Here is a 25,149-nt window from a genome sequence, read left to right as displayed (position 1 = left end):
ATGACAGAAGGACTTGGCATTCACATCAAGGATCTTGCAAAAAACTTCACAAAGCGTGAAGTGATTAAAGATTTGAATCTTGATATCGAGCCGGGTTCTTTTGTTTCTATCGTGGGCCCTTCAGGTTGCGGCAAATCGACATTACTAAGATTAATCGCAGGTCTAGAAAATCCAACAAGCGGGGAGGTGAGCCTCTCCCCTACCGCAAAAAGATCTTTTAGCTTTGTCTTTCAAGAAGCCAACTTACTGCCGTGGCGCTCCGTTTTTGAAAATGTTCTTTTGCCGTTTGAATTAAACTCGTCATTTAAAAATCTTTCCTACGAAGAAAAATCCCATCGCGTGATAGAAGCTCTTAAAAAGGTAAAACTGGAAGAGTTCGCAAAACTTTTTCCCCACGAACTTTCCGGCGGTATGAAGATGCGCGTGTCTTTGGCGAGAGCCCTTGTCAGCTCACCACGACTTTTGTTGATGGACGAACCTTTCGCCGCTCTGGATGAAACGACACGCTTTGAAATGCAAAATCAATTGTTAGAATTGTGGAAAAACGAAAAGATGACCATCGTATTTGTCACACACTCGTTGTTTGAATCCACGTATCTTTCAGAACGAATTATTATGTTAAAAGGAGCAGGTGCAAAAATCACTTTAGATCAAACATTGGATCTCCCGAAAAATCGCACGGAAGCTTTAAGAACTTCTGAAGACCTCAATCGTATCGTTAGACATCTTTCTGAAAGGCTGAAAGCATGAGACGTTTTCTTCCGGCCTTTATTAGTTTTGTCATCTTAACATTGCTTTTAGAGTTCTGCGTGCGCCAGGGCGTGATTAGCGACACTTTATTTCCTGCTCCATCCACTGTGATCCAAACACTTCAAGAATTAAAGGCGGACTTTCTAACAGCGTTTAAAGAAACCCTGATCAACGTACTCTTAGGTCTGGCGATCAGTATCGTATCCGGAAGTCTCACAGCGTTTTTATTTTCTCTTTCAGATCTTTTGAAAAGAGCGATCTTACCCTTTGCGATCTTTTTTCAGACAGTTCCTATTATCGCTATCGCTCCATTGCTTGTGATTTATTTTGGCTTCGGCGCTCCCACAGTGATCGCTTCAAGCTTTATTGTTTCTGTCTTTCCGATCATTGCAAACACACTGATGGGTCTAGAGAGTGCTAGTGAATCGCAAAGAGACCTCTTCCGCGTTTATCACGCCAGTCGCCTTCAGACATTGATCAAACTTAAACTTCCAAGTGCTTATTCCTATATTTATTCAGGACTTAAAATCTCTGCCGGTCTTTCCATCATTGGTGCGATCGCTGGAGAATTTGTAGGTGGCGGCGGACTTGGCGCAATGATCGACTCTGCACGCACACAGCAAAGAGTAGACATCGTCTTTGGAGCTTTATTATTGTTATCCCTCATGGGATTGCTATTTATGGGTGTTCTTACGGGAGCACATAAACTCATCACATGGCGACGCCCTTTTGCATCTTCGTCCCAGGAATAAAGGATTTAAAATGAAAAGTTGGATTCTTTCTTTAGTTTTTCTTTTGGTTTCACCTGCTTTTGCACAAATCCCGACTCAAGTCACACTGGCTTTAAATTGGAAAGCGGAGCCTGAGTTTGGCGGTTTCTATGCGGCCGCTCTTCAAGGAATCTATAAAAAACACGGACTTGATGTAAAAATCTTAGAAGGTGGTTCAGGAACTCCGACAGTGCAAATGCTTGCGAACAACAAGGTTGAATTTGCAATCGTAAGTGCTGATGAAATCATTCTTTCTCAAGACAGAAATGCAAAGAACAAGGTCAAAGGTCTTTTTGCTGTTTACCAAACAGCTCCGTACATTGTAATGACCCACGCTGAAAAGAACTTCAAATCTTTGAAAGATGTTTTTGCCAGCGAAGGCATTCTTTCCATGCAGTCAGGTCTTCCCTATTATCAATTCCTGGTACAAAAGTTTGGAAAACCCAAAGTGAAAGTGGTCCCTTATACTGGTGGTGTGAGCAATTTCCTCAACAACAAAGACTTCTCTCAACAAGGCTTTATCACTACAGAACCCCTGAGTGCAGAAAAAGCCGGCGCGAAAGTGAAGAACTTCTTAATCGCCGACGAAGGTTTTAATCCGTATTTAGTTGTGATTGGTGCAACAGAAGAAACTTTAAATAAGAAACCAGAGCTTGTAAAAAAACTTGTCGAGGCTTCTCGTGAAGGTTGGGCTGCTTACTTAAAAGACCCTAAAGCCACGAATCAATACATGGCGACGTTGAATAAGTCTTTAGATTTAGAGACATTCAATAAAGCGGCAGAAGTACAAAAACCTTTGATCGAAACAAAAGAAACTTTGGGATCTATGACAGCGACTCGCTGGGAGGCTTTGGTTCAGCAACTTAAAGATCTTAAACTCATCAAGAGCACTCCGAAAGCCCAAGATCTTTTCGCGAATTACTAACGACGGCAGTTATCCAAAAATACGGTTCGTGGTTTCACCATGCTATCCATGGTTTGAAAATCGCGAGCCGAGCCTTTGCCCGTTTTATAATTGATCTGCACAGACTGCTTAGAGAAAACCATTCCCAAGCGTTTCTTGGAAGATTCCAAGTGCAAACCTTCGTCATCGTTTTGTTTTACGACTTCATCTTTATCCACGTTGATAAAAATCGAGGGTGTGTCTTTATACTGACCTTCAATAATTATGTTCCCACGATCTGTCAGTGAAACCTTGTACGTTTCAACAGAAGCCATAGTGGGCTTTAAAGAGCCACGACAAGTAACAACGACCTCATTTGCAAGCGCCTCTGTTGTGAACAGAATTAAGCTAAAAAAGGCGATTAAATTCATCATAACTTCCTCACACGTCCTGAGATAACACCGCCTTTATTACAAGCCTTGTGCCGACGTGAATTTTGCTCAGATGAAATTAAATGAATTTATAAGAGATTTTTTAGCGAGAGCCATGAAGTTTTCACAGCCCTCGCCAACAAACGACACTTTAACCCGCCTTGCGAAAACCAAACTCACGGGGAGCTTGTTTTTGTTTTGCAGCCCAGTGATGCTCGACTCTTTCGATGAATGTTAAAATGTTTTCTGCGATCTCTTCAGGTTGCTCAATCACAAGTGCATATCCTGCATGGTGAATGGTTTTAAATTCTGCGTTTGGAATGGCTTTAACCATGCGGCGGTAAGCTTCCAAATTCGTAGGCGAATCTTCATCACCGGCAATCACTAAAACCGCGCAGCTGATTTTTGAAAGATCTTTTGTTACGTCACTGCGATGATAAATTTGCGTGGCGGCATCAAGACTTTCGGGTTTTAATTTTCCCAGATGATTGATCCATTTTTCACGGCGAGTGACTTGAATAGGATCTTTGGTATTGCGGAAAGTAGAGCCAAACCACATTTCAGAAAAAGACTTCGCACTCGATTTCATCCCGTTTTTCTTTGCATTGGTGATGAATGTGTCCATGTCGCGAACTGTTTCATCACTTTCCGCCTCTGCCGTTGCTCCCATTAACGTACAACTTTTTAAAAGATCCGAGCGATGAATCGCTAAATGCAATCCCACAAAAGAACCAAGACAGTTCCCAACAAAATGACAAGGACCTAGATTTAATTTTTCGATTAAAGCAGCGACATCTTTGGCGGAATGCTCAAGACTGGTGCTCGGTGCTCCTGCGGATTTTCCTAAACCGCGATGATCATAAACAACGACTCTATAATCGTCAGAGAACATACGAATGAGAGGCTCATAAACTGAAGTGTCTGTATAAAGAAGTGGACTGAGTACAATTGCCGGAGCCTCTTTGGGACCGTGCTCTTCATAGTAGTATTCGGTACCGTTAACTTTGAGAGTTGCCATAACTACCCCCTTTTGCTTCCAGCCCCAGACTACTCCCTCTAGAGGCCGTCACAAGGGAGCCCCGACCAAAACAGACCTTGACCAACCGCCCCATTTCTACTACAACGGTTTCCCCCACATATATCACTCTATTTAAGGTCCTTAGTGGGGTGTTTAGGAGTTTTTTATGAAAATCAATCTGACTGAAATCCCCGAAGAAGGCCGAGCGTACCACTGGAATTCACAAACAGCAGAGCTCAACTCCGTTTTAGCGGATTTGATCGGAAAAACTCCCCACGAAGCTGAGTTTTTTATTAAACCGTTGAATTCCAGAGACTTCGAACTTGTCGGAACTATGAAAACCAAGCTTCCTGAGCAATGCGCTCGCTGCGGGATTGATTTCGCATTCCCTGTAGATACAAAGTTCCATGAATTCCTAATCCCCAAACAAGATCATCCTCGCGGCAGTAAATATTCCAAGGTCAATCACGTGAGTGACCTTCCCGAGAACGGTCCTGACGTTTCTGAATATGAGGGGAATTTGTTTGATATTGGGGAATATCTTCATGAGGTCGTCGCTCTTGCTGCGCCTTTTAATCCAGCAGGCCCTGAAGATGAAAATGGCGACTGCTCAATTTGCAAGATTCCTGTGAAAGGACGCAGCTTTAGCTACGACGAGCAGATGCCTGAGGATAAGCCTCAGAATCCTTTCGCTGTTTTAAAGAATATCAAAATCAACTAACCCCAATTAAAGGGTTGATTTTTATCATTCTTTGGTTAAATTAACGTGCTTCGATTATAAATGACTCAAAAAGAGGTTTGAAATGCCAACTCCTAAGAAGAAAACATCTCGTGCTAAACGTGATATGCGCCGTTCACATGACGGTTTGTCTACTCCAGCAGTATCTGTAGAAAAAAAGACTGGCGAATTGACTCGTCCACACCGTGCGCACAAAGGTGCTGACGGCGCTTTGTACTACAAAGGCAAACAAATCAGCGCAGCTAAGTAATCTCTTACAGAACGGTTGACTCCATGGCAGGAATGTTTCGGTCTCGCGTATCAGGGATAGGCTCGTATCTACCAGAGAAGGTTCTCACGAACCAAGATCTCGAAAAAATGGTTGAGACGAGCGATCAGTGGATTGTTGAAAGAACTGGGATCGAACGCCGCCATATCGCAGCTGAAGGTGAAGCCACATCGGACCTTTGCCTTCAAGCTTCTCGCAGAGCTCTTGAAGACGCAGGATTAAAACCCGAAGACATTGATATGATTGTTGTTGGTACTGTTTCTGGTGACCGCCAGATGCCGTCGACAGCATGTTATCTGCAAAGCAAGCTCGGTTGCCGCAACATCGTTGCGTTTGATTTGAATGCCGCTTGCTCTGGTTTTATCTACGGTGTTTCTATCGCTGATCAATTCATCCGCACAGGAATGTATAAGAATGTTCTTGTTGTCGGCGCTGAAGTTCTTCACCGTTTCGTCAATTACCAAGATCGTGAAACTTGCATTTTGTTCGGTGACGCCGCTGGTGCGTGGGTTCTTTCTCGCGCTCAAGATGGCGACAAACAAGTCATCGCAAGCACGCACCTTCATGCAGACGGAGATCTTGCAGATCTTCTCACTTTGCCAGGCGGCGGAAGTGCGATGCCACAATCTCAGTACGTCATCGACAACAAGTTGAATTATGTTTCTATGCGTGGCCGTGAGATTTTCAAAAACGCGGTTCGCACAATGGCTCTTTGTTGCAAAGAGGCCCTTGAACACAATCAAGTTCCACCTGAAAACGTGGACTGGATTGTTCCTCATCAAGCCAACAAGCGCATTATTGAAGCTGTGGCTGATCAGTTTAAATTCCCAATGGAGCGCGTGATTGTGTACCTTCAGGAAACTGGTAACACGTCGGCAGCTTCTATTCCTGTGGCCTTCGATTGGGCCGTCAAAAATGGAAAAATCAAAAGAGGACAGACGATTTTGCTCACGGCATTTGGAGCTGGTCTGACTTCTGGCAGTATTCTTTTGAGGTACTAAAGCATGTTTACATTGGCATTCCCCGGACAAGGCAGCCAGCAACCTGGTATGGGCCGTTTTTTATTTGATAACTTCAAAGTCGCTCAAGAAATTTTCGAAGAAGGTTCTGAAGCGCTAAAGCAAGACATGAAAAAACTTTGCTTCGAAGGCTCTGAAGCGGATCTTGCTTTAACTGAAAATACTCAACCGGCTCTTCTTCTTGTTTCCACAGCGACACAAAAAGTTTTGCGCCACGATTTCGGTGTTAAAGCTGTTGCAGCTGCGGGTCACTCAATTGGTGAATATGCAGCTCTTGTTGCCGCTGACGTGATTCGTTTTGATGAGGCAATGAGAGCGGTTCGCACTCGTGGTCAAGCGATGCAATCAGCGGTTCCTGTTGGACAAGGTGGAATGGTGGCGGTTCTTGGTTTAGAACCGGATCAAGTTGAAACTCTTTGCAGTTACGTTGTGAAGAATTCCGGCTTTGGTCCTTTGTCTCCAGCGAATTTTAATTCTCCAGGACAGATTGTTATTTCTGGATCGCAAAAAGCGATCAGCTGGTTGAAAGACAATTTCAAACCAGAAGTGATTTTCACTGAGGCTCCAAAACGCGCAAAGCTTATCCCACTCACGGTTTCAGCGCCTTTCCATTGTGAAATGATGAAACCTGCCGAAGACAAAATGCGCATGGTATTGACCGCGATGGAATTTAAAACAGCGGCCTTCCCGATCATTCAAAACTTCCACGCGAAAGCGGAAACGGAAAGTTCTATCTTGCGTGAAAACTTGATCCGTCAGGCTTCGGCTCCGGTTCGTTGGACTCAAAGCATGGAAGTTTTAAAAGCCATGGGTCATGCGAATGTGATCGAATGTGGCGCTGGGAAAGTCCTTCAAGGTCTGCTTAAAAAGATCGATGGAGATTTCTTCAAAGTCATGACCACAACAAGCATGGAAGATATTAAAACTATTGAAGAATTTTTGAAAGCTTCGAGTCATTGAAATTTCTTGAGCTTTGCTCGGAGTTCAGTCAGAGTGTGCTGAAAACAACACAAGGTTGCGCAGAAAAAGGATTTTGCACATGAGCGGAAAATCGCTTCAAGGAAAGAAAATTGTTGTCACAGGCGGAAGCCGCGGTATTGGCGCTGCCATCGTAAAGCTTTTAGCTGAAGAAGGCGCGCAAGTTGCTTTCACTTATTCCTCTCGCGAAGAAGCTGCTCAACAAGTTGCTCACTCTTTAACGGGCGAAGGTCACTTCTACATCAAGATGGATATCGCTAACGAAACTTCTGTGAACGAAGCTGTAGAGCACATCCTTGAAAAATGGCCTGAAGTTGACGGTGTTGTGAATAACGCCGGCATCACAAAAGACCAACTTCTTCTGCGCATGAAAGCAGAAGATTTTGATTCTGTTATCAACACCAACCTTCGCGGAACGTTCTTGGTAACAAAAGCTTTCACAAAACCAATGATGAAAGCGCGCAAAGGTTCGATTGTTAATATCACTTCTATCATCGGCGAAACTGGAAATGCAGGGCAAGCCAACTACGCAGCTTCTAAAGCAGGAACAATTGCTTTTGCGAAATCTGTGGCGTTGGAACTGGCTTCTCGCAATGTGCGCGTGAATAACGTCGCTCCAGGTTTTATCGGCACTGAAATGACAGATGTTCTTTCAGAAGACGTAAAAGCAAAAATGATGGAACGCATTCCTCTGGCAAAAATCGGCGAAGGCAACGACGTAGCGCAAGCGGTGCGTTTCCTTTTAAGTGATGAATCCAAATACATCACAGGCCACACGCTGGATGTGAATGGCGGAATGCATATGAATTAAAAGTTTTTTGCAGAATAAAGTTCTAATTTCGACTTTATTCGCAAAGAGCTTACTAGACTTGAAGATTAAATTAGATGAACGCATATTAGGAGGACAAATGGCAATTCATCCAAAAGTAAAAGACATCATCGTTGAGCAATTAGGCGTAGATCCAGATAAAGTTAAGCCTGAGGCTTCTTTCATCGACGATCTTGGCGCTGACAGCCTTGATATCGTTGAACTTGTGATGGCAATGGAAGAAGAATTCGATCTTGAAATTCCAGACGAAGACGCTGAAAAGCTTAAGACTGTTCAAGACGTAGCTTCTTACCTTGAGAAAAAAGGAAAAGCTTAATTTTTTATGAACTCCCGATTTGAACGTCCATCAAAACCACAAAGAAGAGTTGTCGTCACTGGAGTGGGCGCAGTCACTCCCCTTGGTAACAACATTGAGGACAGCTGGGCTGCTGCTCTTCGCGGCCAATCTGGTATCGCGAAGATCACAAAATTCGACACAACAGGCTTTGATGTGACTTTTGCCGGTGAAGTGAAGGGCTTTAACCCTGATCTTTACATTGAGAAAAAAGAGCAAAAGAAGATGGATTTGTTTATTCACTACTCTATCGCTGCTTCTAAGATGGCTGTGGAAATGGCCAAACTAGAACTGACAGAGGATGTGAAGAATCAAGCGGGAGTGATTATTGGTGTGGGTATCGGCGGTCTACAAACCATCGAAGAAACATCAATCAAAATGAAAGAGAAAGGTCCTGGTCGTATCAGTCCTTTCTTTATTCCGGCTGTCATCACAAACTTGGCAGCAGGACAAGTCTCTATCGAGTTGGGACTTAAAGGTCCTAACTACTCTGTGACTTCAGCATGTGCTTCAGGCGTGCACTCTATCGGTGATGCTGTTCGCTATATTCGCGACGGTTTGACAGATGTGATGTTAGCCGGTGGCGCTGAAAGCACGGTGTGTGGACTTGCTGTGGGTGGATTTGCTTCGATGAGAGCACTTTCTACTCGCAACGATGCTCCGGAAAAAGCCAGCCGTCCTTGGGATAAAGACCGTGATGGTTTTGTTCTTGGTGAAGGCGCTGCGGTTCTTTGCATTGAGTCTCTTGAGCATGCTGAAAAACGTGGTGCTAAGATTCTTTGTGAGATCACAGGCTATGGCGTTTCTTCAGACGCTTACCACATGACATCCCCCGCTCCGGAAGGAGAAGGTGGATACAGAGCCATGGCTGCGGCTGTGAAAGACTCTGGATTGCAAGCATCTGAAATTCAATACATCAACGCTCACGGCACAAGCACTCCGGTAGGAGACGGTCTTGAGACGGCTGCGATCAAACGCCTTATGGGCGATCACGCGAAGAAAGTATGGGTTTCTAGTACGAAGTCCATGACGGGACACGCGTTGGGTGCTGCGGGTGCGATTGAATCTGCTTTCTGTGTGATGGCCATTCGCGATCAAAAAGTGCCTCCAACAATCAATTTGGAAAATCCTAGCGAAGACTGTGATTTGGACTATGTTCCTAACAAAGCTCGTGAAGGAAAAATCGACAACGTTCTTAATAACAGTTTTGGATTCGGCGGCACAAACGCCTGCATGATTTTCTCAAAACTGAAATAGGTGAATCATGGTAGTTTACACAGGTTGTGATCACGCTGGGTTGGATTTAAAACTTAAAGTGATGGCAGCCTTCCCGGAACTTTCTTGGAAAGACGTGGGAACCCACAATGGGGATTCTGTAGACTACCCTGACTATGCCGATCAAGTTTGTAAAAGCCTGACTCAAGTAGAACTTGAAAATCACAAAAATAAGATCACAGATTCCTTAGAAGGCCCGGCAATGGGTGTTTTAATTTGTGGCTCTGGCCAAGGTATGGCTATTCGGGCAAATCGTTATCCGCAGGTGCGCGCAGCTCTTTGCTGGAACGAGGATATTGCTCGTCTTTCGCGTGAACATAATAATGCGAATATTTTAGTTTTAAGTGCGCGTTTCACTTCACCTGATTTAGCAATCAAAATGATTAAAGTATTCCTTCAATCTAAATTTGAAGGCGGCCGCCACCAACGTCGTGTTGATAAACTCTCTAGCGACACTGGTTGTTGAGGCTTTTAATTTTCGCCTGCACGAGGGATACTTTAGACAGATTATCTAATGGAGATCCCTATGCATTCAACGTCATTGTCTTTAGCTCAAGTAGATCCTGAAGTTTTATCTGCGATTCAAAAAGAATCCGAGCGCCAACAATTCGGTCTAGAAATGATCGCTTCAGAAAACTACACGTCACGTGCGGTGATGGAGGCGCAAGGCTCTATTCTGACAAACAAGTATGCGGAAGGTTATCCTGGCAAACGCTATTACGGCGGCTGTGTGAATGTGGACACCGTTGAGTCCTTAGCCATTGAACGCGCGAAAAAACTTTTCGGCGTGGGCTTTGCCAATGTTCAGCCTCACTCGGGCTCTCAAGCTAACATGGCTGTATACTTAGCTGCATGTAAGTCTGGTGACACAATTCTTGGAATGGATCTTTCTCATGGTGGTCACTTAACTCACGGTTCTCCTGTGAATTTCAGCGGTCTTTTGTTTAAAGCGGCTTCTTACAAGTTAGACGCTGAAACAGGACGCATCAACTACGATACAATCCGTGCAACGGCAAAAGAAGTTCAACCGAAATTGATCATTGCTGGTTACAGCGCTTATCCACGCACTTTGGATTTTGCGAAGTTTAAAGAAATCGCTGATGAAGTGGGCGCTCAGTTGTTGGTCGACATGGCCCACTTCGCGGGTCTTGTGGCAACAGGTCACCACCCGTCTCCAGTTCCGTATGCGGATTACATCACGACGACAACACACAAAACTTTGCGTGGTCCTCGTGGTGGCATGATCCTGACGAATTCTGAAGAAAAAGCGAAGACGATGAACTCACGCATCTTCCCTGGTATTCAAGGGGGACCTCTTGAGCACGTGATCGCTGGTAAAGCTGTGGCGTTTGGTGAAGCGTTGAAACCTGAATTTAAAAAATACAGTGAGCAAGTGATTCAAAATGCCAAAGTGCTTGCTGATGAAATGCTTTCTTTGGGTTTCAAACTTGTGACTGGCGGAACAGACAATCACTTGATCCTTGTGGATTTGAGCGATCGTGAAATCACAGGTAAGCTTGCTGAAGCTTCTTTGGATGAAGCAGGCATCACTGTAAATAAAAACACAGTGCCAAATGAAAAGCGTTCGCCGTTTGTCACAAGTGGTGTGCGTATCGGAACTCCTGCTTTGACCACAAGAGGAATGGGCACAACAGAGATGAAGCAGATCGCAAAATGGATCGCGCAAGTTCTCAATAATCCAGAGGATGTTGCGATGAAAGCGAAGATCCATGAAGATGTGAAGCAACTTTGCAAACACTTCCCCATTTATTAATGCTTAATAAGTAATCTCTTGTTGAGATTTTTTAAGAAATACAGCGGGCTATTTCCAAAATATTGCTTTGGATTCGAGGACTTATTAAGTATACTCAAAGCATGTCACCAGGATGGAAGCAGCTCGTTAGTTTTGCAGGAAGCATTTTCGTTGTAGGAACATTAGGTTCCTGCACCACTTTTCATACACCTTTGTCGCGCGAATATTTTGCGGCGGGAAATCAACCAACGAACTCCCCGCGCAACGCCGCCTCAGACCAAAGCCCCTACATTCAACAACAGTTGACGTTTGATTGGCCAGTGGATCGCGCGCGCATGACTCGTGGATTCTTACCCAATAAAAAGCGCCCTCATTTAGGGATCGATCTCGCAGCACCGAAGGGAACGCCTATTTTGGCGGCTCAAGGCGGCACTGTGATCTATGCAGGCCGTGAGTTCCGTGGTTACGGAAAAATGGTTTTGGTAGAGTCTGGCGACGGCTGGGCGACTCTCTACGCGCACTTTGATAAGATCTTAGTAGCTGAAGGACAAAAAGTCCGCCAAGGCGAAGTGATCGGCGCCATGGGCCGCACCGGAAGAGCTACCGGAGTTCACCTGCACTTCGAAATCCGCAAAGACCGAGGACCGATTGATCCTCTTCCGCTTCTGCCCCACACGGCGACTGCGGGTTTATAGAGTTTATCAGTGCTGATGTTTCCGATGAAGTATTAGCACTGGTCAATCGCGAAGAGAAACCATTAAAACTAATTATTAAAGGACACGCCAGAATCTTTTAGAACTGCGAGAAATTCAATCTATCATTTTAGAGTAGTTTGATGACCATAACATAAACGATCAACACAAACAGAATCGGCGCGCCAACTATCGTACATCCAAAATAAATTAACAGTGCGACCCTACGAGCAGCCGAAATATCGGGAATTTCATTTCTATAAGTCGTCAAATAATTCTTCACCATGGCTCTAAATGTCACAATGATAAAAATTAAAAAGCAAACACTCGCCAATATCTCAAATTTCGTCATATTTTTTATCAGAGGCCGGAGTTTTTACCCGTCTTTTGTTTTAGTATGTCGTCAATTAAAAAGAGTGCTTGAGTGACACCACGACCACGTGAATTTTCCAAACTATTGGGGAATGTCTGATTGTCGCTAGCTCGTTGAAGCTTGGTATTAACAAGAAATTTGGTTCCATCATTAAATACGATTTTGAGTCCCAGCGAAAAATCAGAAACTTCGAGAGTTACTATATCGCTGTATTTATAGATTTTTGGGATATCTTTCTCTGCAACTATGATTTCAGTTTCTGTTAACCTTAAGGCACTTCTAGAACGACATGCATCTACAAATAAATACACGCCGAGCAAAGTAAATATACCGCAAATCCAATTACCCGCCGGCAAGGTATTAACAATCCATGCAAGTGAAAACATAACGCTTCCGAAAGAAGCGATTATCATCCAATTCTTTCGGTAACGGCTCGTCGTAAAATACAAATTCATAGAAAGATAATATTAATAGCTCTGCTCTATTGGCAAATACTTCCCGCACCCATATACAAGCCTGTCGCCATATCAACAGGCATCAAAGAAATTCCTACTCCAACATCAATAGCCATAGCGGCACCGGCACCTAAACCTGCTCCCAGCCCCGCAGCTATTCCACCACCAATGCCAGCCAATGCGGCCGAAGCGATCGCTTGTTTAAAGTCAACTTTACCCGTAACTATCTGCTGTCCCAAGATATTCCCCGTGAAGCCAAACAAAGAAGACATAATTCCAGATCCAATGGCAGTACTCACTGCCGAAATTCCAAACTCTGAGGCTGCAGCTGAAAAGAGGCCACCTCCAAACCCTGCAACGCCGCCACTAATTGCGCCAACAAAGGCACCATTCAATATTTGCTGTTTTGTTGCTTTAGGATTACCAACATATGTTCCAATACCACCAGCTATTCCCCCGATTACGGCTCCAACAAAAGCTCCGCCTAAACCAAAGTGACCAGTTGGGTCAACATAGTTAACCGGATCACCATAAGCATACAGATAGAGGTTGGCTTGTCCGCCGACAAATAAAATTGGATCGCGATTTGTCCATCTACCAGTTTGAGGATCATAATCACGAGCACCAAAGCGTACTAACTTTGTGTCGCGATCATTGACTCCACCAGCGAAACCAAAAGGAAGATAAGCGCTATGCTTTCCATCTAAAGAAATACCGAATTCGTCATAATTTAAAGACTCAACGATTTTTCCCGTTGCCGCTTCGACAATTATTTTCGGTGTTCCGACTTGGTCAGAGATAATACGATACTCTTTTCCTCCGGTTACGACATAATCAGGAATATTGAATTTTGATCCGTACACAAAACGGCGAATAATTTTGCCGGATCCATCAGTTTCGGCTGCGATTTGATATTGAGATTGAAATATAAACCCCTGAACAAGTTTTCCGTTTATCTTTTTACCAATTCGACGATTTTGGCCGTCGATAACGTATTCGATTAAACGGCCATCAGGCAACTTTACGGCGCGAAGATTTCCCACAGAATCATAATCGTACTCAGTGATTCTTGGTTGTTGCGACGGTGAAACATATTCTTCAACTTTTGCGAGATTTCCAAATTTAGAATACGCGTATTTATTCTGACCGTAGGAGATTAAACGATCTTGATCGTCGTATTCACCTTTAATAGCAACCGCTCCAGATTTAAAACTTAAACGATTGCCGTTGTCATCGTAGGAGTATTCGCGAATGCCATTACCACTTTGAACCGAAATCAATCTCCCTAACTTGTCGTAGCTATAATTCGATTTTTGAGATGGATATGATGACGCCGCTGTCGAAACTCTTCCTAGAGAATCTCTAGAATACGTTAAATTTGTGACGGCCTTTCCATTTACCGAATAAGCGTCGCTAACGACATATCCATTTAAGTTGTATTGAGTTTGTCCTTTAATTACGCCTTGAGATGAGCCTTGGACTCGTCCGACTGTATCCAAAACAAAAGAAATACTTCCTACTTTTATCGGAAGACCATCAAGATCATAGCCAAGAGCATATGAAAAAAACTTTCCATCCGCACCCGCTACGTCAATGCTGGCCAACGTTGCATCCGCATTGTACTTATAGCGTATAGAAGATGATACAGGGCCTTGCGTATCCACAGCCACCGGCAACTTCCAAAGATATGAATAGTTTATTCTAACGCCATCAGAAGCTACCAGAGAGCTTATTAAGTCCGTCGGTTTTTTATTTTCATTCACGGCATAAGAAATTCCAACTGTAGCGTGACTATTTCTAACTTCAAACAATCTGGATTCTTGAACTCCATATTTATAAGAAGTTGCTACAGTACCTCCAACCAAAATTTCAGAAACTCTATCTTCATTGTCATAGCGATACTCAATGCCGTTATTTAATTGCGCCGACAACGGAGGATAATAAGCGCTTACGGAATCACCCAATTTGTATTCAAAATTGTGAAATGGCTTTCCTGGTGGCTTAACTCCAGTTAGATTTCCTTCAAGGTCATATGTAAATTCAATTACGCTGCCCGTAGGGTAGGTAACTTTTGATATTCTTCTCATATTGTCATATGAAAGATCCGTGGAGTTTCCAAGTCCGTCCGTTACTTTCTCCAGTAGGTTAAATTTGTTATAATTAAATGAAGCAACTGTCGTTCCCTCCGTATTTTTATAACTCGTCAAATTACCCGCAGTATCATAATCAAACGCCTCCGCCCAAACAGTTTGATTATCCTTACTAATTATCTGCATTGTAGGCTGACCTTTTTCATTCAGCATTTGAGTATATCTTCTTTGCATCGGAGTGATTACAAAACTTCCAAGCGTGTCGGGCTTAGTCACCGTGTATGATTCGTATTTTTTTCTTGAATCACTTTGCAAAACAACCGTTTTAACTAAAACGTCGCCGTTCTTTCTTTGTTCTTCCTGTTTTTTGAGCAGGATAGAACCCGCTTTGAATGTTTCTTGAGAAGCATATTTAACCTCCCAACCCCACTTTGCACTGTTTGCCATTTGAGTTTCACTAACTCCTGCATACATATCTACGACTTTGCTGGTATCAGTATTTGAGGTCGTAATTGCAACAGAAGAACCGCCGAAATCAGAAAATCCCAATCGATATGTCATATTACCATCGGCGTAGACACTCATTGATTTTTTAGCCCCACTTCCATTCGTGGAGACGACATCGAGATTATGATTTTTTTGATCGTATGCAGCTTGAAGAGAAAGAGAGCGCCCGGAGCTACTGACATCTTTTAATAAATACCCTTCCGAATCATATTCAAAATAACTCGTTTTACCTAGCGGCCTTTTGAAAGAACTTAATCGACCTTCGTTATTGTATGTCAGTAGATATTGAGCACCATTAGGAAGAGTTACGGATTCTAGCTTGCCATTTGAAAAATAAGATAGCGTAGCCAAGACTTCCGAAGACGATCCTATAATGTATTTTCCGTCCTTGCTTTTGAAGTATTTATGTCCAAAAGAATCCGCAAATCCTGCAAAGGATTTATCGTCCCAATTTAACCCATCTAAAACAAGAGCGCTATTTAGCTCAGATCGTCTTAAAAAAAACTTCCCGTCAAGGGGCGTATAGACTGTGTAAGTCTCTCCCGATGCATCCATTAAAGCAAATTTGCCGTTTGTTTCAAGATTTGGAACCTGAGACAAAACATGAACAGCTCCGCTGCCATAAAAAATCGTATTTTTTCTTCGATCGTAAAAACTATCTAACGAATAAACCCAACCTCCTACAACATGGTCGGGAGGAAATACTGGACCACCAGAAATATAATGGCTGCTATTATAAACTAAAGTAAAAGGAGCACCCGGAATCGGTATTTCTTCAGTGAATGTACGTGTTGAAAGATTAATGACAGAGAATCCAGACAGACGATCACTGATGACACCTGGACTGCACTGCCCTGGATAGTTACTTGAGATTGGAATTGTCCCCGGTCCACAAATCTTCGGGGCCACCTTCTGATTGAATATATACGTAAACTTCTGCTCTATAAGTCCCTGGGGCACTAAAATTCCACGATAAACCTAGGGTACATGGAATCTCAGAGATATTTTGCTTCTTATCTCCACTTTTACATTCAGAATCACTAACATAAAACCCAGATGGCGCCTCACCATAAGCACCAGCCCCATTAGCCCAAACTTTTCCCTTGAGCCTGCTACCGGGAACTCCTCCACTTAGTATGTTTCTTTTAGTACTCCCGTTTACTTTTGCAGCAACCTGGATTGTTTCTTCTCCCAAGATTGCATCGGGAAGGTCTTTAGCGAAAACAAGTGACGGAAAAATAAGCGCCAAAAAGCACAACATCTTCATTCTGAACTCCAAACTTTTGCTAGTTTATAAGAGTTTTAATAAGGACAGTAAATAAATGAATAGATGTTTGTAAGAAAAATAAAAAATTCTAAGAAGGGATTTGTTCGCGCAGACCGAGAATTGAGGGCGAAAGCAAGAAAACAAAAAACCCACAGCTTTTGACTGTGGGTTTTTGAATTTGCATTTGTATCTGCAGATTAGAACAAGTTGATGTTTGTAGACAATGCAACGTTTGTTCTGTCAGCTCTGATATCAAGCGGAGTGAACTGGATGTTTGGATACAAGTAGATGTCACGAGTTACAGAGATACCTACGCCCATAGATTGGTAAGGAGTTTGTGACTCAACTTGACCAGCTGGCAATGCACCTGGTTGACCATCTTTGTAGTGAACAGCTTCGAAGTAACCGAATACAGTTCTGAAAGAGTATGTGTCGTTGAAAGAGTACTCAGCAAATGGGTAGATACCATAGCCGTAGTCATCTTGCTGCCAACCGTTTTGAACACCGATATCTGGAGTATCAGCGCTGTAAAGTGAGTAGTAGAAAGAGAACGCCAAACCACCGGACCAGTTAGAAGTACCGAAGTCAGCCAAAACAGTTTGATCCAAGCTGATAGAGCCAAGAGCTGCTGTGTTTTGGATTGAATCTGGGTCAGTCACGTGAGTGTAACCAGCAGAGCTGATCATTTGAAGACCAGCAGCTTTATAAGCGCGGCTCCAGTCAACAGATGGGTTGCTTACGTAGTAACGGTCAACCTTTTTACCAGCTTTAGCTTTACGAGGATCCGCAAAGTCAGAACGACCAGTTTCATCGTGGAATGGATTTCTCATCGCAACACCAGTGCTCAAAGAAAGGCTGTCTCTGTCATTCATACGGTAGTTGATACCGATAGAACCAGAAAGAGTTGTCAAAGCTTCTGCAGAAGCAGAGGCACGGTAGTTAGGACGGATTCTTTCGAATGGTTTTTGAACAGATCCACCGTTGTAAGCAAGAGCAGATTTGAAAGACCATTTAGACTTAGAACCCAATTGTGCTCTCATACGAGCATTTGTGATCTCTTCGTCGATGTCTTTTCTTTGCTCATCTTTGTTTTGAACATCAGTCACTTTAATAGTGCTTGTGTTTGAGCTTTGGTTTTGAGCTTGCTCTTCAGCGTGAGCCGCTACAGTAACCATTGATCCCGCCAAAATCAGTGACATTAGAACTTGTTTTTTCACTGGTTTCCCTTTCCTTCGTGGTTATTTATTTATGTTTTCCTTAAACTATTTAAGTTTCTTCAAATCAAATTCAAATCAGTGCCATCATTTCGGAGACCTGAATACCTTCAGTTCCGAAAAGGGTCAACTTGGTCCCAATTTGGAGCCACCGATCCCTAATGAGCAAGTAAGGTGCCATGACTTTGGTCCCGTTTCAACACCATTTCTTAACGAAATCCTAAAATGTGTTGCGGTTATATTCGATTTGACGGCGTTCTAGTGTCGTTTATTTCAATGCGGACATATGGGATGAAGAAGTTGTTCTGTGGAAATCACAATCGCTGCTGAAAATTATTCATCTTCTCCGGCCGGCTTCCGGACGTGCAAATCTACAAGTTGCACTGATTCCCGGGCCTCCGAATACTATTTTGAGGAGGTCCTTATGATTGACCCGCACAGTCAGCTTTATCAGGAACGCGACTTTCTTCATGATGTTGGGGTCTCATTAAATGCGGCTCTCTTTATCGTCGATCGCCTGATTGAAGAAATTAAAGAAGAGGAAGGACGCTTGGAAACGGATGCGGAAATCGAAAAGCTCTTTCATCACTTGGCGGGCTATTTAGTCAAAGTCGATAAACTTGTGAAGACACGTCATACCCATCTGGCAGAAGTTTTAGATGAAGAAATAAAAAAAGAAAAGGAGAGTCAACGCAACTCTCCTTCCCGTCAGTTATAAAATTTAATCCACTTATTTGATTTCAGAGCTTGTCGAATTCCCGCTGGAGTTCAAGAACCCCACCATACCGCGTGGATCCATGGAGTCTGAACCCATCAATGGTAAAGCTTTTTCTGGAGTGAACCATTGATAGCGATCTCCATCAGCCGCTCGTTCATCGAAGTATTTTCTTACGCCTTCTTGGATGACCATTTGGTTGTTCTTATAAATTTCCATAGAAGCATAATAAGGTTGGCAGTCTACAGTTCCGCACATCGCATGAAACACAACCGTGAATCCCGCGACATCAACGCGTCCTTCAACAGTCTCAGTTCCCCAGTGGTGAGTTGTCACGGGCATCTCTTGATTATTAATAAGAATCTTTGCCATCACTACGCGGGGACCGGGTTGTCCTTCAGGAGTGAAATATCTTTGAATATCCACAACGTCCGCCAAAAGACCTTGAGCTTCCGCACGCTCACCGGCCTCTTGAGTCTTTGGACCGTCGGCAACACTGGCGCCCAGTTTATTTTTCGCATAGCGAGCCGCAAATTCAGAGTCCTTTTTAGCACAAGCACTCATTGTCATAGCTGCGGTAGCAAGCAGAGCGATAAATAAGAATTTAAAGTTTTTCATAGGGCACTCCTCATTCAACTGAGTGAAATGCAAACCCTTCGCCACAGAAGAAGCACCGTTAAGCACTTGAGACCACAGCTGAATCTCATTTTGATACCAACCCGTTTAAAGAGATAACAAAGAAAAAAGACATTTTTTGGAAAAGTTCGAACAGACTTTCGACATTAGTTCTAAGAGAGAAAACAGATACACAAAATAAAAAAGGCGCCGGGAATCAGCGCCTTTTCGTTTTCATTGAAAGAAAAAACTATTTCTTAGCAACAAGTTTCAAATTCAATTCAAACTCATCGTTGATGATCTTGTCACCAGCAAGCTCTTTAAAGAAATTGCCAGAACCATATTTAAGACCCCACTTCGTACGATCAATTTTCACAAGAGCCTCACCAGTGGCAACACCCTTATCAACAGTAAACTTCACAGGGAATTCGATAGGATTTGTTTTACCAATCATCGTCAATTCACCTTTTACAACAGCTTCTGTTTTAGACTTCGCAGTCACATTCGTAATTTTAAAAGTAGCCGTAGGAAACTTAGTCACGCTGAAGAAATCATCACTAGAAAGATGCCCAACAAGTTTTTTTTGATAATCGGGACTGTCTTTCAAATCCTCATTAGTAACAGTCGTCATATCAACAACAACATTACCACCAGTCAGCTGCCCCTTATTGAAAGTAACATCCCCATCCTTAACAGAGATCCCACCATGATGAGAACTCCCCATCTTCTTAGACCCCTTCCAAGCCACAGAACTAGCCTTAGCATCAATCTTATAAACATCAGCAGCATGAACGGCACCGGCCACCACAAAAACAAGAGCACCCAAAACAAACTTCATCATAGTAAAACTCTCCTTCAAAGTTATCTCTGTGAACAAACAAACTATTTCCTAATTGATTAACAAGATCAACTTTTGACAAAAAGAATTAAACTAAGATCCATAAACCACTCTCAAAAAGTTTTCATCACCAAGACCAAAGCAATTAAAAAGCTAAAAACAATCTCACAAACAACCCACAATTTACGAATCAGGAACAAGACCAAACGAAACAATAAGAAACCATCATCAAGCCCAAACCCCACATCACACCAAAACAAAAGGCGAAAGCTCTTTTGCGTCTCCCTTCTTACGATGGACGTCGTCTTCCAAACATAGTTATGGCTTTACCTGCGGAGTGAGACCTCCGGCCCCGCAGGATGCGGTATCCAAGGCCGGCAGAGCGCAGGATGCGCGTGTCTCACGCAGCGGGTAAAGCCATAACTATGTTTGGAAGCAACGAAGACCCTCGGTAAAGAAGGAAGACAAAATAGAAGAGAGCCGCTCGGGCTCCCTTTGACGAAGCAGGTTTTCCTTCAATGGAATCAATAATCGAATGAATGATTATTGTGGCTTCGTTTCATCTTCATTATCTCCCCTTTGTATTTTTCTACAAGTCTAGAAATCACTGTTAAAAAGAACGCGAGCGTAATAGTGTTTTAACAGGGGGTGAAACGATGTCGTCCCTAAGCCTTGTCTTATCCGGCGGCGGAGCGCGTGCGGCTTATCAAGCGGGCGCGATGGTCGCTATTGCAGATATCTGTGATGAATTAGGATTGGCTCATCCTTTTACGTACTATACGGGAATCAGTGCCGGCGCTATTAATATAGCGATGCTCACTGCAACGGAAGGTTGTCATATCGCAGACGGCAGTAAAAAACTTGCGGATCTTTGGAGTCGTGTTAACTCCGAGCAAGTTTACATCACAGATCCGGTTTCACTTTCTGTGGGTGGCTTGCAATGGATCGCGGATCTTTCTTTGGGTGGACTGGTGAAGCCCACGCCCCGAAAATCTCTTTTAGATCCGAGTCCTCTTAAAAAACTTATTCACGATAATTGTCATTTTGAAAATATTCAAAAAAATATTCAGGACGGAAAATTCAAAGCTGTCGCCGTTTCAGCGTTGGAATATTTCTCAACTTCCACGGTGACTTTTATTCAGGGGGGAAGTGAAATTCCGATGTGGCAAAGAGTGCGGAGACAATCTGAAAGAAGCGATATCAAGATTGATCATGTACTTGCTTCTGCGGCGATTCCATTGTTGTTTCCGCCTATTCAAATTGACGAACGTCATTTTGGCGACGGCAGCATCCGCAATCAATCCCCTTGTGGTCCCGCGATTTTCATGGGAGCGGACAAGCTTATCGCCATCGGAGTTCGAAAACGGCAAGACGTCTGCTTTGCTTCTCGTCATCTCAATGAGAACAAGCCTCCGTCCGTAGGACGCGTTGTGAGCGTGCTTTTACACGCTCTGATGATGGACGGTCTTGAGATTGATATTGAAAGACTGGATCGTATCAATGCGAATATTGCGAAGCTCTCGGAAAATGAGAGACGCAACCTTTCAGTTCGCCCTATTGAATATTTATGGATTTCTCCATCACGGGATATCGCAGAAATTGCGTCTCACCATGTGCGACGTTTACCGGGAATGATTCGTTATCTTTTACGCGGTTTTGGATCTCTTCAAGAGACCACCGAAGTCGCCAGTTTTCTTTTATTTGATCCGGCCTATTGCGGGCAACTGATTGAGCTTGGCTTTGAAGATGCCATGCGATCAAAAGACAATATCACTCGCCTTTTGACCTCTTAGATTTCTACTTGAATACCCACTTCAATCACTTGATTTGGAGGAATGCGGAAGAACGCCGTTGGTCTTTGCGCATTCTTCGACATCACGGCAAAAAGACGTTCACGCCAATGCGACATTCCGGGCTCATCACTGTTGTTTGGGCCTTTATCCGCGATGATTGTCTCGCGCCCCAAAACAAAAGTCGTATCACTCACGTTAAAATTAATATCTTTTTGTCGGCATGCCTCAAGGATGTGTTTCATCTTTGGCGTCTCCATAAATCCATAGTACGCCAGGATGCGGTACATATTTGGAATGACTTCTTGAATGGAGATGCGATCTTTTTTAGTCACAAAAGGAACTTCGCGCGTTTGAATAGTCAGAATCGCTACACGCTGATGCAGAACCTTGTTGTGTTTCAAATTGTGCAACAACGGGACTGGCACACCCCAAGGATCTCCGGTCATGTAGATCGCCGTACCAGGAGCACGCAATGGTGGTTCGCGTAGAATTTTCTGACAGAACTCTTCAATCGGCATCGAGCGCTCTTTCAGACGACGGAACAAAACCTGACGACCTTTTTGCCAAGTGGTCATCAAAAGATAAATCACAGCTCCAATAACAAGAGGCACCCATCCGCCGTGAGAAATCTTACGGGCATTGGCCCCGAAGAAAGCAAGATCCATAATCAAGAATGCACCAAAGATGGAAGAAGCTTTTAAAAGACTCCAATTCCATTTTTGTCGCGCGACCTCGTAAGCAAGAACCGTCGTGATAACCATCGTTCCTGTGACTGCAATACCGTATGCTGCTGCCAAGTTGCTGGAAGTTTTAAACGTCAACACCAACCAGATGACACCGGCAAAAAGAGCCCAATTCACCGCAGGCACATAGATCTGACCGATCTCTTGACTTGAGGTATGAATGATCGAAATACGTGGACAGAAACCCAATTGAATTGCCTGGCGCGTGATTGAAAACACGCCCGAGATCAAAGCCTGTGACGCAATCACAGTCGCCAACGTTGCTAATATCACCATCGGAAGAAGTGCCCACTTGGGAGCTAACAAATAAAACGGATTTGAAACTGCATCTGGGTGATTTAATAACAAAGCACCTTGACCGAAATAGTTGAGCGTTAAGGCAGGAAGTGCGACGGTAAACCACGCCAAACGAATCGGTCTTTTTCCAAAGTGTCCCATGTCGGCGTAAAGAGCTTCACCGCCGGTAACAACGAGGAATACAGAACCCAGAACAATAAATCCATGCCAGCCATTGCGGAAGAAAAACTCAAATGCGTGATGTGGAAGAAGAGCTTCAAAGATGTGCAGGTTCTCAGACATCCCGTTGATACCTAAAGCCCCCAAAGCCACAAACCATATAAGAAGTATGGGACCAAAGATCACACCGATGCGACCTGTTCCATATTTCTGCATCAAAAAAAGAGCGTTCATCACGAAGATTGTTAATGGAATGACGAAGGTTTCTAAATTAGGAGCGACCAGGGAAAGACCTTCCATCGCGGAAAGAACTGAAACGGCCGGCGTGATAATTCCGTCTCCGTATAAAAGAGCCGCCCCGAAAAGTCCCAGAATCGTCATAATCCAACGACGGTGAGTCACATCTTTGTTGTGCTGACTGCGAACAGCGAGAGCCATTAATGAGAGAATTCCTCCCTCGCCTTTATTGTCTGCTCTCATGACGAAAGCCATGTACTTGATGCAAATCACAGTGATGAGTGTCCAGAAAATTAAAGAAAGAATGCCGATCACGTTTTCTGGCGTGGGCGCTAGACCGTATTCACCAAAACACTCGCGAAGAGCGTAAAGAGGACTGGTTCCGATGTCCCCAAAGACCACACCCAAAGCTCCCAATGAGAGCATTAAAATATTTGCATTCTTATTATGGCCCGGATTTTCGATGCTACAAACCCCGTCTAAAATTTCGCAATAAGTCCTGAGTCTAGAGCGGAACCAGACGCTTGTCAGTAGGTGCTCATTAAAAATGACGCATAATCCCTCATTACAAGAAGTTTAGTTGCCTTCATTTTGAGCGGTTTGAGATCATAGAACTACTATGACACCGATATTTCGTTCTAAATGGTTACTAGCAGCCCTCTTAATCCTAGGATTAATTTATTTCGAGGGCCGCGTTCACGATAAGATGGTTAACCGCGAGCCGACTGCTGCTTCTTTTGCTCGATAACCGCGTTTGCATCGATCTTAAATGAACTCAAAGCCTGTGTGAACTTTTGGAAGCCTTCGGCTTGTTTAACCAAAAGCTGCTTAATCATGTCGTCCTGCACTTGCCCGTCAGCACTTAAAACTTTATGCACATTCATAATGAAAACACGTTCTGGATAGATAAAGGAATTTCTGTATCCGAAAACTTGTTGCAGATGTTCCACAGGGCGAAGAGCTCCAAACATTCCGCCAAGACCTACAAAGCATACCGGACGGAACTCAAAAGATTCTGGATAACGCCAGTGATCGATAAAGTATTTAAGAACACCCGGCATAGAGCCATTGTACTCAGGACAAACAACAATCAAACCTTCGCTTTTTGCGATTTTTTCCAGATAAGGTTTTAAATTTTCGCTGGTTTTTCCGTATTGCATGTCATCGTGAAGATCTTTTTTCATCACTTTAAGATCCATGATCTCGACATCTTCACCCAAGTTTTTGTAGATGGCTTGGATGTATTTTGAAACTTTCAAAGTATTCGAGTCAGGACGATCTGTTCCAGCGATAATGTACTTCATGAATTAATTCTCCTAGACAAAGTGATATACCTTTCGCTGTAATAAAACACAAGAGTCAACTGCGAGGAGCACGTTCGTGGCGCATCCAAAGATTTGGTTTATTCTCAGTGAAGGTCAGGTAACGGGACCTTACGATCATGAAGAGATCGAAGCACGTTTAAGTTCTGCAAAGGAACCGCAGATCTGGGGCCGTGGTCAATCTGAATGGATGACTCCCTCACGCTGGAGACAATCTCTTAAAGAAGCGTTCCAAATCACGCCGCCGTCACCGGAATCACAAGGTATTTGGAAAATCCGCATTGAGGGCCAGGAAAAAAGCCCGATGAAGTATTCAGATTTGATTGCTCATCTTAAAACACTGAAAGATTATTCTGCGGTGGACCTTCTTCCCGAAGGCAGTTCTTCCTGGAGAGAGGTTTACGCCATTCCCCGTGTCGTGGAAGATTTAGGCATTAGTCGCCGTTCTCACCCTCGCGTCCCGATTGTGGGAACATTGAAATGTGAAAGCGAAAAAGGCGACTTCACTTGCCGCGTGATTTCCATCAGCGAAGGCGGTTTGGGCGTGAATGATGCGCGCAATCTGCAAATTGGTGAACGTTTTGAGTCGACTCTGACAAGTCCGAATTTATTTGTCACCATCACAGCCACTTGCGAAGTCGTCTATGTAGGAAACGATGGCTATGCGGGTCTTCGTTTTGTGGGACTTCCTACAGAGTTTAAAAGCTCCATCATCGAGTACGTGAATAAATTTGCCACCGCTTAATGACATTTCACACGCAAGTTCGTGTGGTGTTCTAAATCAG

The 25,149-nt window shown here is 43.7% G+C and carries 26 protein-coding genes; 16 read left to right on the top strand and 10 right to left on the bottom strand.

What is annotated here, in order from left to right; translation table 11 throughout:
* From ACLSSO_RS09375 to ACLSSO_RS09365, 3 genes are read left to right on the top strand one after another with little or no spacing between them, the layout of a single operon-like run.
* Nucleotides 1-750, top strand: a complete 750-nt coding sequence (locus ACLSSO_RS09375; protein WP_295902811.1) for an ABC transporter ATP-binding protein — start codon at nucleotides 1-3, stop codon at nucleotides 748-750.
* A complete protein-coding gene (locus ACLSSO_RS09370) occupies nucleotides 747-1,502 on the top strand; it encodes an ABC transporter permease (RefSeq protein WP_413944764.1) in 756 nt (251 codons plus the stop codon). Before ACLSSO_RS09375 ends, ACLSSO_RS09370 begins: the two co-directional genes overlap by 4 nt.
* 10 nt (nucleotides 1,503-1,512) lie before the next feature.
* Nucleotides 1,513-2,445, top strand: a complete 933-nt coding sequence (locus ACLSSO_RS09365; RefSeq protein ID WP_295906130.1) for an ABC transporter substrate-binding protein — start codon at nucleotides 1,513-1,515, stop codon at nucleotides 2,443-2,445.
* Here the strand turns inward: ACLSSO_RS09365 and ACLSSO_RS09360 are convergent.
* Both ACLSSO_RS09360 and ACLSSO_RS09355 read right to left on the bottom strand, forming a co-directional pair.
* Nucleotides 2,442-2,837 (bottom strand): hypothetical protein, encoded by a 396-nt coding sequence (locus ACLSSO_RS09360; RefSeq protein WP_295906128.1) that lies wholly within the window; start codon nucleotides 2,835-2,837, stop codon nucleotides 2,442-2,444. The genes ACLSSO_RS09365 and ACLSSO_RS09360 overlap by 4 nt on opposite strands.
* Nucleotides 2,838-2,985: 148 nt before the next feature.
* A complete protein-coding gene (locus ACLSSO_RS09355; protein WP_295906126.1) occupies nucleotides 2,986-3,852 on the bottom strand; it encodes an alpha/beta fold hydrolase in 867 nt (288 codons plus the stop codon).
* Nucleotides 3,853-4,018: 166 nt separating this feature from the next.
* On the opposite strand from ACLSSO_RS09355, the gene ACLSSO_RS09350 reads away from it, so the two are divergent.
* The 10 genes from ACLSSO_RS09350 (at nucleotide 4,019) to ACLSSO_RS09305 (ending at nucleotide 11,742) form a co-directional block, all read left to right on the top strand.
* Nucleotides 4,019-4,573: a YceD family protein gene (locus ACLSSO_RS09350; RefSeq protein WP_295906123.1), complete on the top strand. Its 555-nt coding sequence runs from the start codon at nucleotides 4,019-4,021 to the stop codon at nucleotides 4,571-4,573.
* 82 nt (nucleotides 4,574-4,655) lie between these two features.
* Entirely contained in the window at nucleotides 4,656-4,841 is a 186-nt protein-coding gene (gene rpmF / locus ACLSSO_RS09345) for a 50S ribosomal protein L32 (protein WP_295906120.1), read from the top strand.
* 32 nt (nucleotides 4,842-4,873) lie between these two features.
* Nucleotides 4,874-5,860 carry a beta-ketoacyl-ACP synthase III gene (locus ACLSSO_RS09340; protein ID WP_413944818.1) on the top strand — a complete coding sequence of 329 codons (987 nt, stop codon included), beginning with the start codon at nucleotides 4,874-4,876 and terminating at the stop codon, nucleotides 5,858-5,860.
* Nucleotides 5,861-5,863: 3 nt separating this feature from the next.
* Nucleotides 5,864-6,838: an ACP S-malonyltransferase gene (fabD, locus tag ACLSSO_RS09335; RefSeq protein WP_413944763.1), complete on the top strand. Its 975-nt coding sequence runs from the start codon at nucleotides 5,864-5,866 to the stop codon at nucleotides 6,836-6,838.
* A 79-nt stretch (nucleotides 6,839-6,917) separates the two neighbouring features.
* Nucleotides 6,918-7,667, top strand: a complete 750-nt coding sequence (gene fabG, locus ACLSSO_RS09330) for a 3-oxoacyl-[acyl-carrier-protein] reductase (protein ID WP_295905510.1) — start codon at nucleotides 6,918-6,920, stop codon at nucleotides 7,665-7,667.
* Between the two features lie 97 nt (nucleotides 7,668-7,764).
* The gene (gene acpP, locus ACLSSO_RS09325) at nucleotides 7,765-8,001 is read left to right on the top strand and encodes an acyl carrier protein (protein WP_041871683.1); all 237 of its coding nucleotides are present in this window, start codon (nucleotides 7,765-7,767) and stop codon (nucleotides 7,999-8,001) included.
* 6 nt (nucleotides 8,002-8,007) lie between these two features.
* A complete protein-coding gene (gene fabF / locus ACLSSO_RS09320) occupies nucleotides 8,008-9,276 on the top strand; it encodes a beta-ketoacyl-ACP synthase II (protein ID WP_295905504.1) in 1,269 nt (422 codons plus the stop codon).
* A 7-nt stretch (nucleotides 9,277-9,283) separates the two neighbouring features.
* On the top strand, nucleotides 9,284-9,760 hold the full coding sequence (locus ACLSSO_RS09315; protein WP_295905503.1) for an RpiB/LacA/LacB family sugar-phosphate isomerase: 477 nt from the start codon (nucleotides 9,284-9,286) through the stop codon (nucleotides 9,758-9,760).
* 60 nt (nucleotides 9,761-9,820) lie between these two features.
* Complete coding sequence (gene glyA, locus ACLSSO_RS09310; protein WP_340591708.1) at nucleotides 9,821-11,068, top strand: serine hydroxymethyltransferase; 1,248 nt, start codon at nucleotides 9,821-9,823, stop codon at nucleotides 11,066-11,068.
* Nucleotides 11,069-11,169: 101 nt separating this feature from the next.
* Nucleotides 11,170-11,742, top strand: a complete 573-nt coding sequence (locus ACLSSO_RS09305; protein ID WP_295905499.1) for a M23 family metallopeptidase — start codon at nucleotides 11,170-11,172, stop codon at nucleotides 11,740-11,742.
* Nucleotides 11,743-12,099: 357 nt separating this feature from the next.
* Here ACLSSO_RS09305 and ACLSSO_RS09300 read toward each other — a convergent pair whose 3' ends face one another.
* The 4 genes from ACLSSO_RS09300 to ACLSSO_RS09285 form a co-directional block, all read right to left on the bottom strand.
* Nucleotides 12,100-12,498, bottom strand: a complete 399-nt coding sequence (locus ACLSSO_RS09300) for a hypothetical protein (protein WP_295905497.1) — start codon at nucleotides 12,496-12,498, stop codon at nucleotides 12,100-12,102.
* A gap of 95 nt (nucleotides 12,499-12,593) precedes the next feature.
* Nucleotides 12,594-16,073, bottom strand: coding sequence for an RHS repeat domain-containing protein (locus ACLSSO_RS09295; RefSeq protein WP_413944762.1), 3,480 nt, complete (start codon nucleotides 16,071-16,073; stop codon nucleotides 12,594-12,596).
* Complete coding sequence (locus tag ACLSSO_RS09290; protein ID WP_413944761.1) at nucleotides 16,027-16,431, bottom strand: hypothetical protein; 405 nt, start codon at nucleotides 16,429-16,431, stop codon at nucleotides 16,027-16,029. Before ACLSSO_RS09290 ends, ACLSSO_RS09295 begins: the two co-directional genes overlap by 47 nt.
* 197 nt (nucleotides 16,432-16,628) lie before the next feature.
* Nucleotides 16,629-17,648, bottom strand: coding sequence for a hypothetical protein (locus ACLSSO_RS09285; RefSeq protein WP_295899275.1), 1,020 nt, complete (start codon nucleotides 17,646-17,648; stop codon nucleotides 16,629-16,631).
* 421 nt (nucleotides 17,649-18,069) lie between these two features.
* Between ACLSSO_RS09285 and ACLSSO_RS09280 the strand changes: the two genes are divergently transcribed.
* Nucleotides 18,070-18,363: a hypothetical protein gene (locus ACLSSO_RS09280; protein WP_340591700.1), complete on the top strand. Its 294-nt coding sequence runs from the start codon at nucleotides 18,070-18,072 to the stop codon at nucleotides 18,361-18,363.
* A 12-nt stretch (nucleotides 18,364-18,375) separates the two neighbouring features.
* Here ACLSSO_RS09280 and ACLSSO_RS09275 read toward each other — a convergent pair whose 3' ends face one another.
* Nucleotides 18,376-18,978: a hypothetical protein gene (locus tag ACLSSO_RS09275; protein WP_295899269.1), complete on the bottom strand. Its 603-nt coding sequence runs from the start codon at nucleotides 18,976-18,978 to the stop codon at nucleotides 18,376-18,378.
* 247 nt (nucleotides 18,979-19,225) lie between these two features.
* Nucleotides 19,226-19,816, bottom strand: a complete 591-nt coding sequence (locus ACLSSO_RS09270; protein WP_413944760.1) for a YceI family protein — start codon at nucleotides 19,814-19,816, stop codon at nucleotides 19,226-19,228.
* Nucleotides 19,817-20,469: 653 nt separating this feature from the next.
* On the opposite strand from ACLSSO_RS09270, the gene ACLSSO_RS09265 reads away from it, so the two are divergent.
* Nucleotides 20,470-21,606: a patatin-like phospholipase family protein gene (locus tag ACLSSO_RS09265; RefSeq protein WP_413944759.1), complete on the top strand. Its 1,137-nt coding sequence runs from the start codon at nucleotides 20,470-20,472 to the stop codon at nucleotides 21,604-21,606.
* Here the strand turns inward: ACLSSO_RS09265 and ACLSSO_RS09260 are convergent.
* Both ACLSSO_RS09260 and ACLSSO_RS09255 read right to left on the bottom strand, forming a co-directional pair.
* On the bottom strand, nucleotides 21,603-23,468 hold the full coding sequence (locus ACLSSO_RS09260; protein WP_295899265.1) for a potassium transporter Kup: 1,866 nt from the start codon (nucleotides 23,466-23,468) through the stop codon (nucleotides 21,603-21,605). The two genes, ACLSSO_RS09265 and ACLSSO_RS09260, sit on opposite strands and share 4 nt — an antisense overlap.
* Before the next feature lie 284 nt (nucleotides 23,469-23,752).
* Nucleotides 23,753-24,346 carry an NADPH-dependent FMN reductase gene (locus ACLSSO_RS09255; protein ID WP_295899261.1) on the bottom strand — a complete coding sequence of 198 codons (594 nt, stop codon included), beginning with the start codon at nucleotides 24,344-24,346 and terminating at the stop codon, nucleotides 23,753-23,755.
* A gap of 76 nt (nucleotides 24,347-24,422) precedes the next feature.
* Between ACLSSO_RS09255 and ACLSSO_RS09250 the strand changes: the two genes are divergently transcribed.
* The gene (locus ACLSSO_RS09250; protein ID WP_413944758.1) at nucleotides 24,423-25,109 is read left to right on the top strand and encodes a PilZ domain-containing protein; all 687 of its coding nucleotides are present in this window, start codon (nucleotides 24,423-24,425) and stop codon (nucleotides 25,107-25,109) included.
* Nucleotides 25,110-25,149: the final 40 nt, after the last annotated feature.

Source organism: Bdellovibrio sp. HCB-162, assembly GCF_047344985.1.
Taxonomy (GTDB): Bacteria; Bdellovibrionota; Bdellovibrionia; order Bdellovibrionales; family Bdellovibrionaceae; genus Bdellovibrio.
The sequence above is the reverse complement of the archived record's forward strand: the minus strand, read 5'-3'. Positions and strand labels throughout refer to the sequence as shown.

Excerpts from the sequence above, each read along its gene's own strand:
- ACLSSO_RS09350 (WP_295906123.1), top strand. The coding sequence starts at position 4,019 with ATGAAAATCAATCTGACTGAAATCCCCGAAGAAGGCCGAGCGTACCAC.
- acpP (WP_041871683.1), top strand. The coding sequence starts at position 7,765 with ATGGCAATTCATCCAAAAGTAAAAGACATCATCGTTGAGCAATTAGGC.
- glyA (WP_340591708.1), top strand. The coding sequence starts at position 9,821 with ATGCATTCAACGTCATTGTCTTTAGCTCAAGTAGATCCTGAAGTTTTA.
- ACLSSO_RS09340 (WP_413944818.1), top strand. The coding sequence starts at position 4,874 with ATGTTTCGGTCTCGCGTATCAGGGATAGGCTCGTATCTACCAGAGAAG.
- ACLSSO_RS09360 (WP_295906128.1), bottom strand. The coding sequence starts at position 2,837 with ATGATGAATTTAATCGCCTTTTTTAGCTTAATTCTGTTCACAACAGAG.
- ACLSSO_RS09270 (WP_413944760.1), bottom strand. The coding sequence starts at position 19,816 with ATGATGAAGTTTGTTTTGGGTGCTCTTGTTTTTGTGGTGGCCGGTGCC.
- ACLSSO_RS09280 (WP_340591700.1), top strand. The coding sequence starts at position 18,070 with ATGATTGACCCGCACAGTCAGCTTTATCAGGAACGCGACTTTCTTCAT.
- ACLSSO_RS09365 (WP_295906130.1), top strand. The coding sequence starts at position 1,513 with ATGAAAAGTTGGATTCTTTCTTTAGTTTTTCTTTTGGTTTCACCTGCT.
- rpmF (WP_295906120.1), top strand. The coding sequence starts at position 4,656 with ATGCCAACTCCTAAGAAGAAAACATCTCGTGCTAAACGTGATATGCGC.
- ACLSSO_RS09370 (WP_413944764.1), top strand. The coding sequence starts at position 747 with ATGAGACGTTTTCTTCCGGCCTTTATTAGTTTTGTCATCTTAACATTG.
- fabD (WP_413944763.1), top strand. The coding sequence starts at position 5,864 with ATGTTTACATTGGCATTCCCCGGACAAGGCAGCCAGCAACCTGGTATG.
- fabF (WP_295905504.1), top strand. The coding sequence starts at position 8,008 with ATGAACTCCCGATTTGAACGTCCATCAAAACCACAAAGAAGAGTTGTC.
- ACLSSO_RS09290 (WP_413944761.1), bottom strand. The coding sequence starts at position 16,431 with ATGAAGATGTTGTGCTTTTTGGCGCTTATTTTTCCGTCACTTGTTTTC.
- fabG (WP_295905510.1), top strand. The coding sequence starts at position 6,918 with ATGAGCGGAAAATCGCTTCAAGGAAAGAAAATTGTTGTCACAGGCGGA.
- ACLSSO_RS09375 (WP_295902811.1), top strand. The coding sequence starts at position 1 with ATGACAGAAGGACTTGGCATTCACATCAAGGATCTTGCAAAAAACTTC.
- ACLSSO_RS09300 (WP_295905497.1), bottom strand. The coding sequence starts at position 12,498 with ATGTTTTCACTTGCATGGATTGTTAATACCTTGCCGGCGGGTAATTGG.
- ACLSSO_RS09255 (WP_295899261.1), bottom strand. The coding sequence starts at position 24,346 with ATGAAGTACATTATCGCTGGAACAGATCGTCCTGACTCGAATACTTTG.
- ACLSSO_RS09265 (WP_413944759.1), top strand. The coding sequence starts at position 20,470 with ATGTCGTCCCTAAGCCTTGTCTTATCCGGCGGCGGAGCGCGTGCGGCT.
- ACLSSO_RS09315 (WP_295905503.1), top strand. The coding sequence starts at position 9,284 with ATGGTAGTTTACACAGGTTGTGATCACGCTGGGTTGGATTTAAAACTT.
- ACLSSO_RS09305 (WP_295905499.1), top strand. The coding sequence starts at position 11,170 with ATGTCACCAGGATGGAAGCAGCTCGTTAGTTTTGCAGGAAGCATTTTC.
- ACLSSO_RS09260 (WP_295899265.1), bottom strand. The coding sequence starts at position 23,468 with ATGCTCTCATTGGGAGCTTTGGGTGTGGTCTTTGGGGACATCGGAACC.
- ACLSSO_RS09275 (WP_295899269.1), bottom strand. The coding sequence starts at position 18,978 with ATGAAAAACTTTAAATTCTTATTTATCGCTCTGCTTGCTACCGCAGCT.
- ACLSSO_RS09355 (WP_295906126.1), bottom strand. The coding sequence starts at position 3,852 with ATGGCAACTCTCAAAGTTAACGGTACCGAATACTACTATGAAGAGCAC.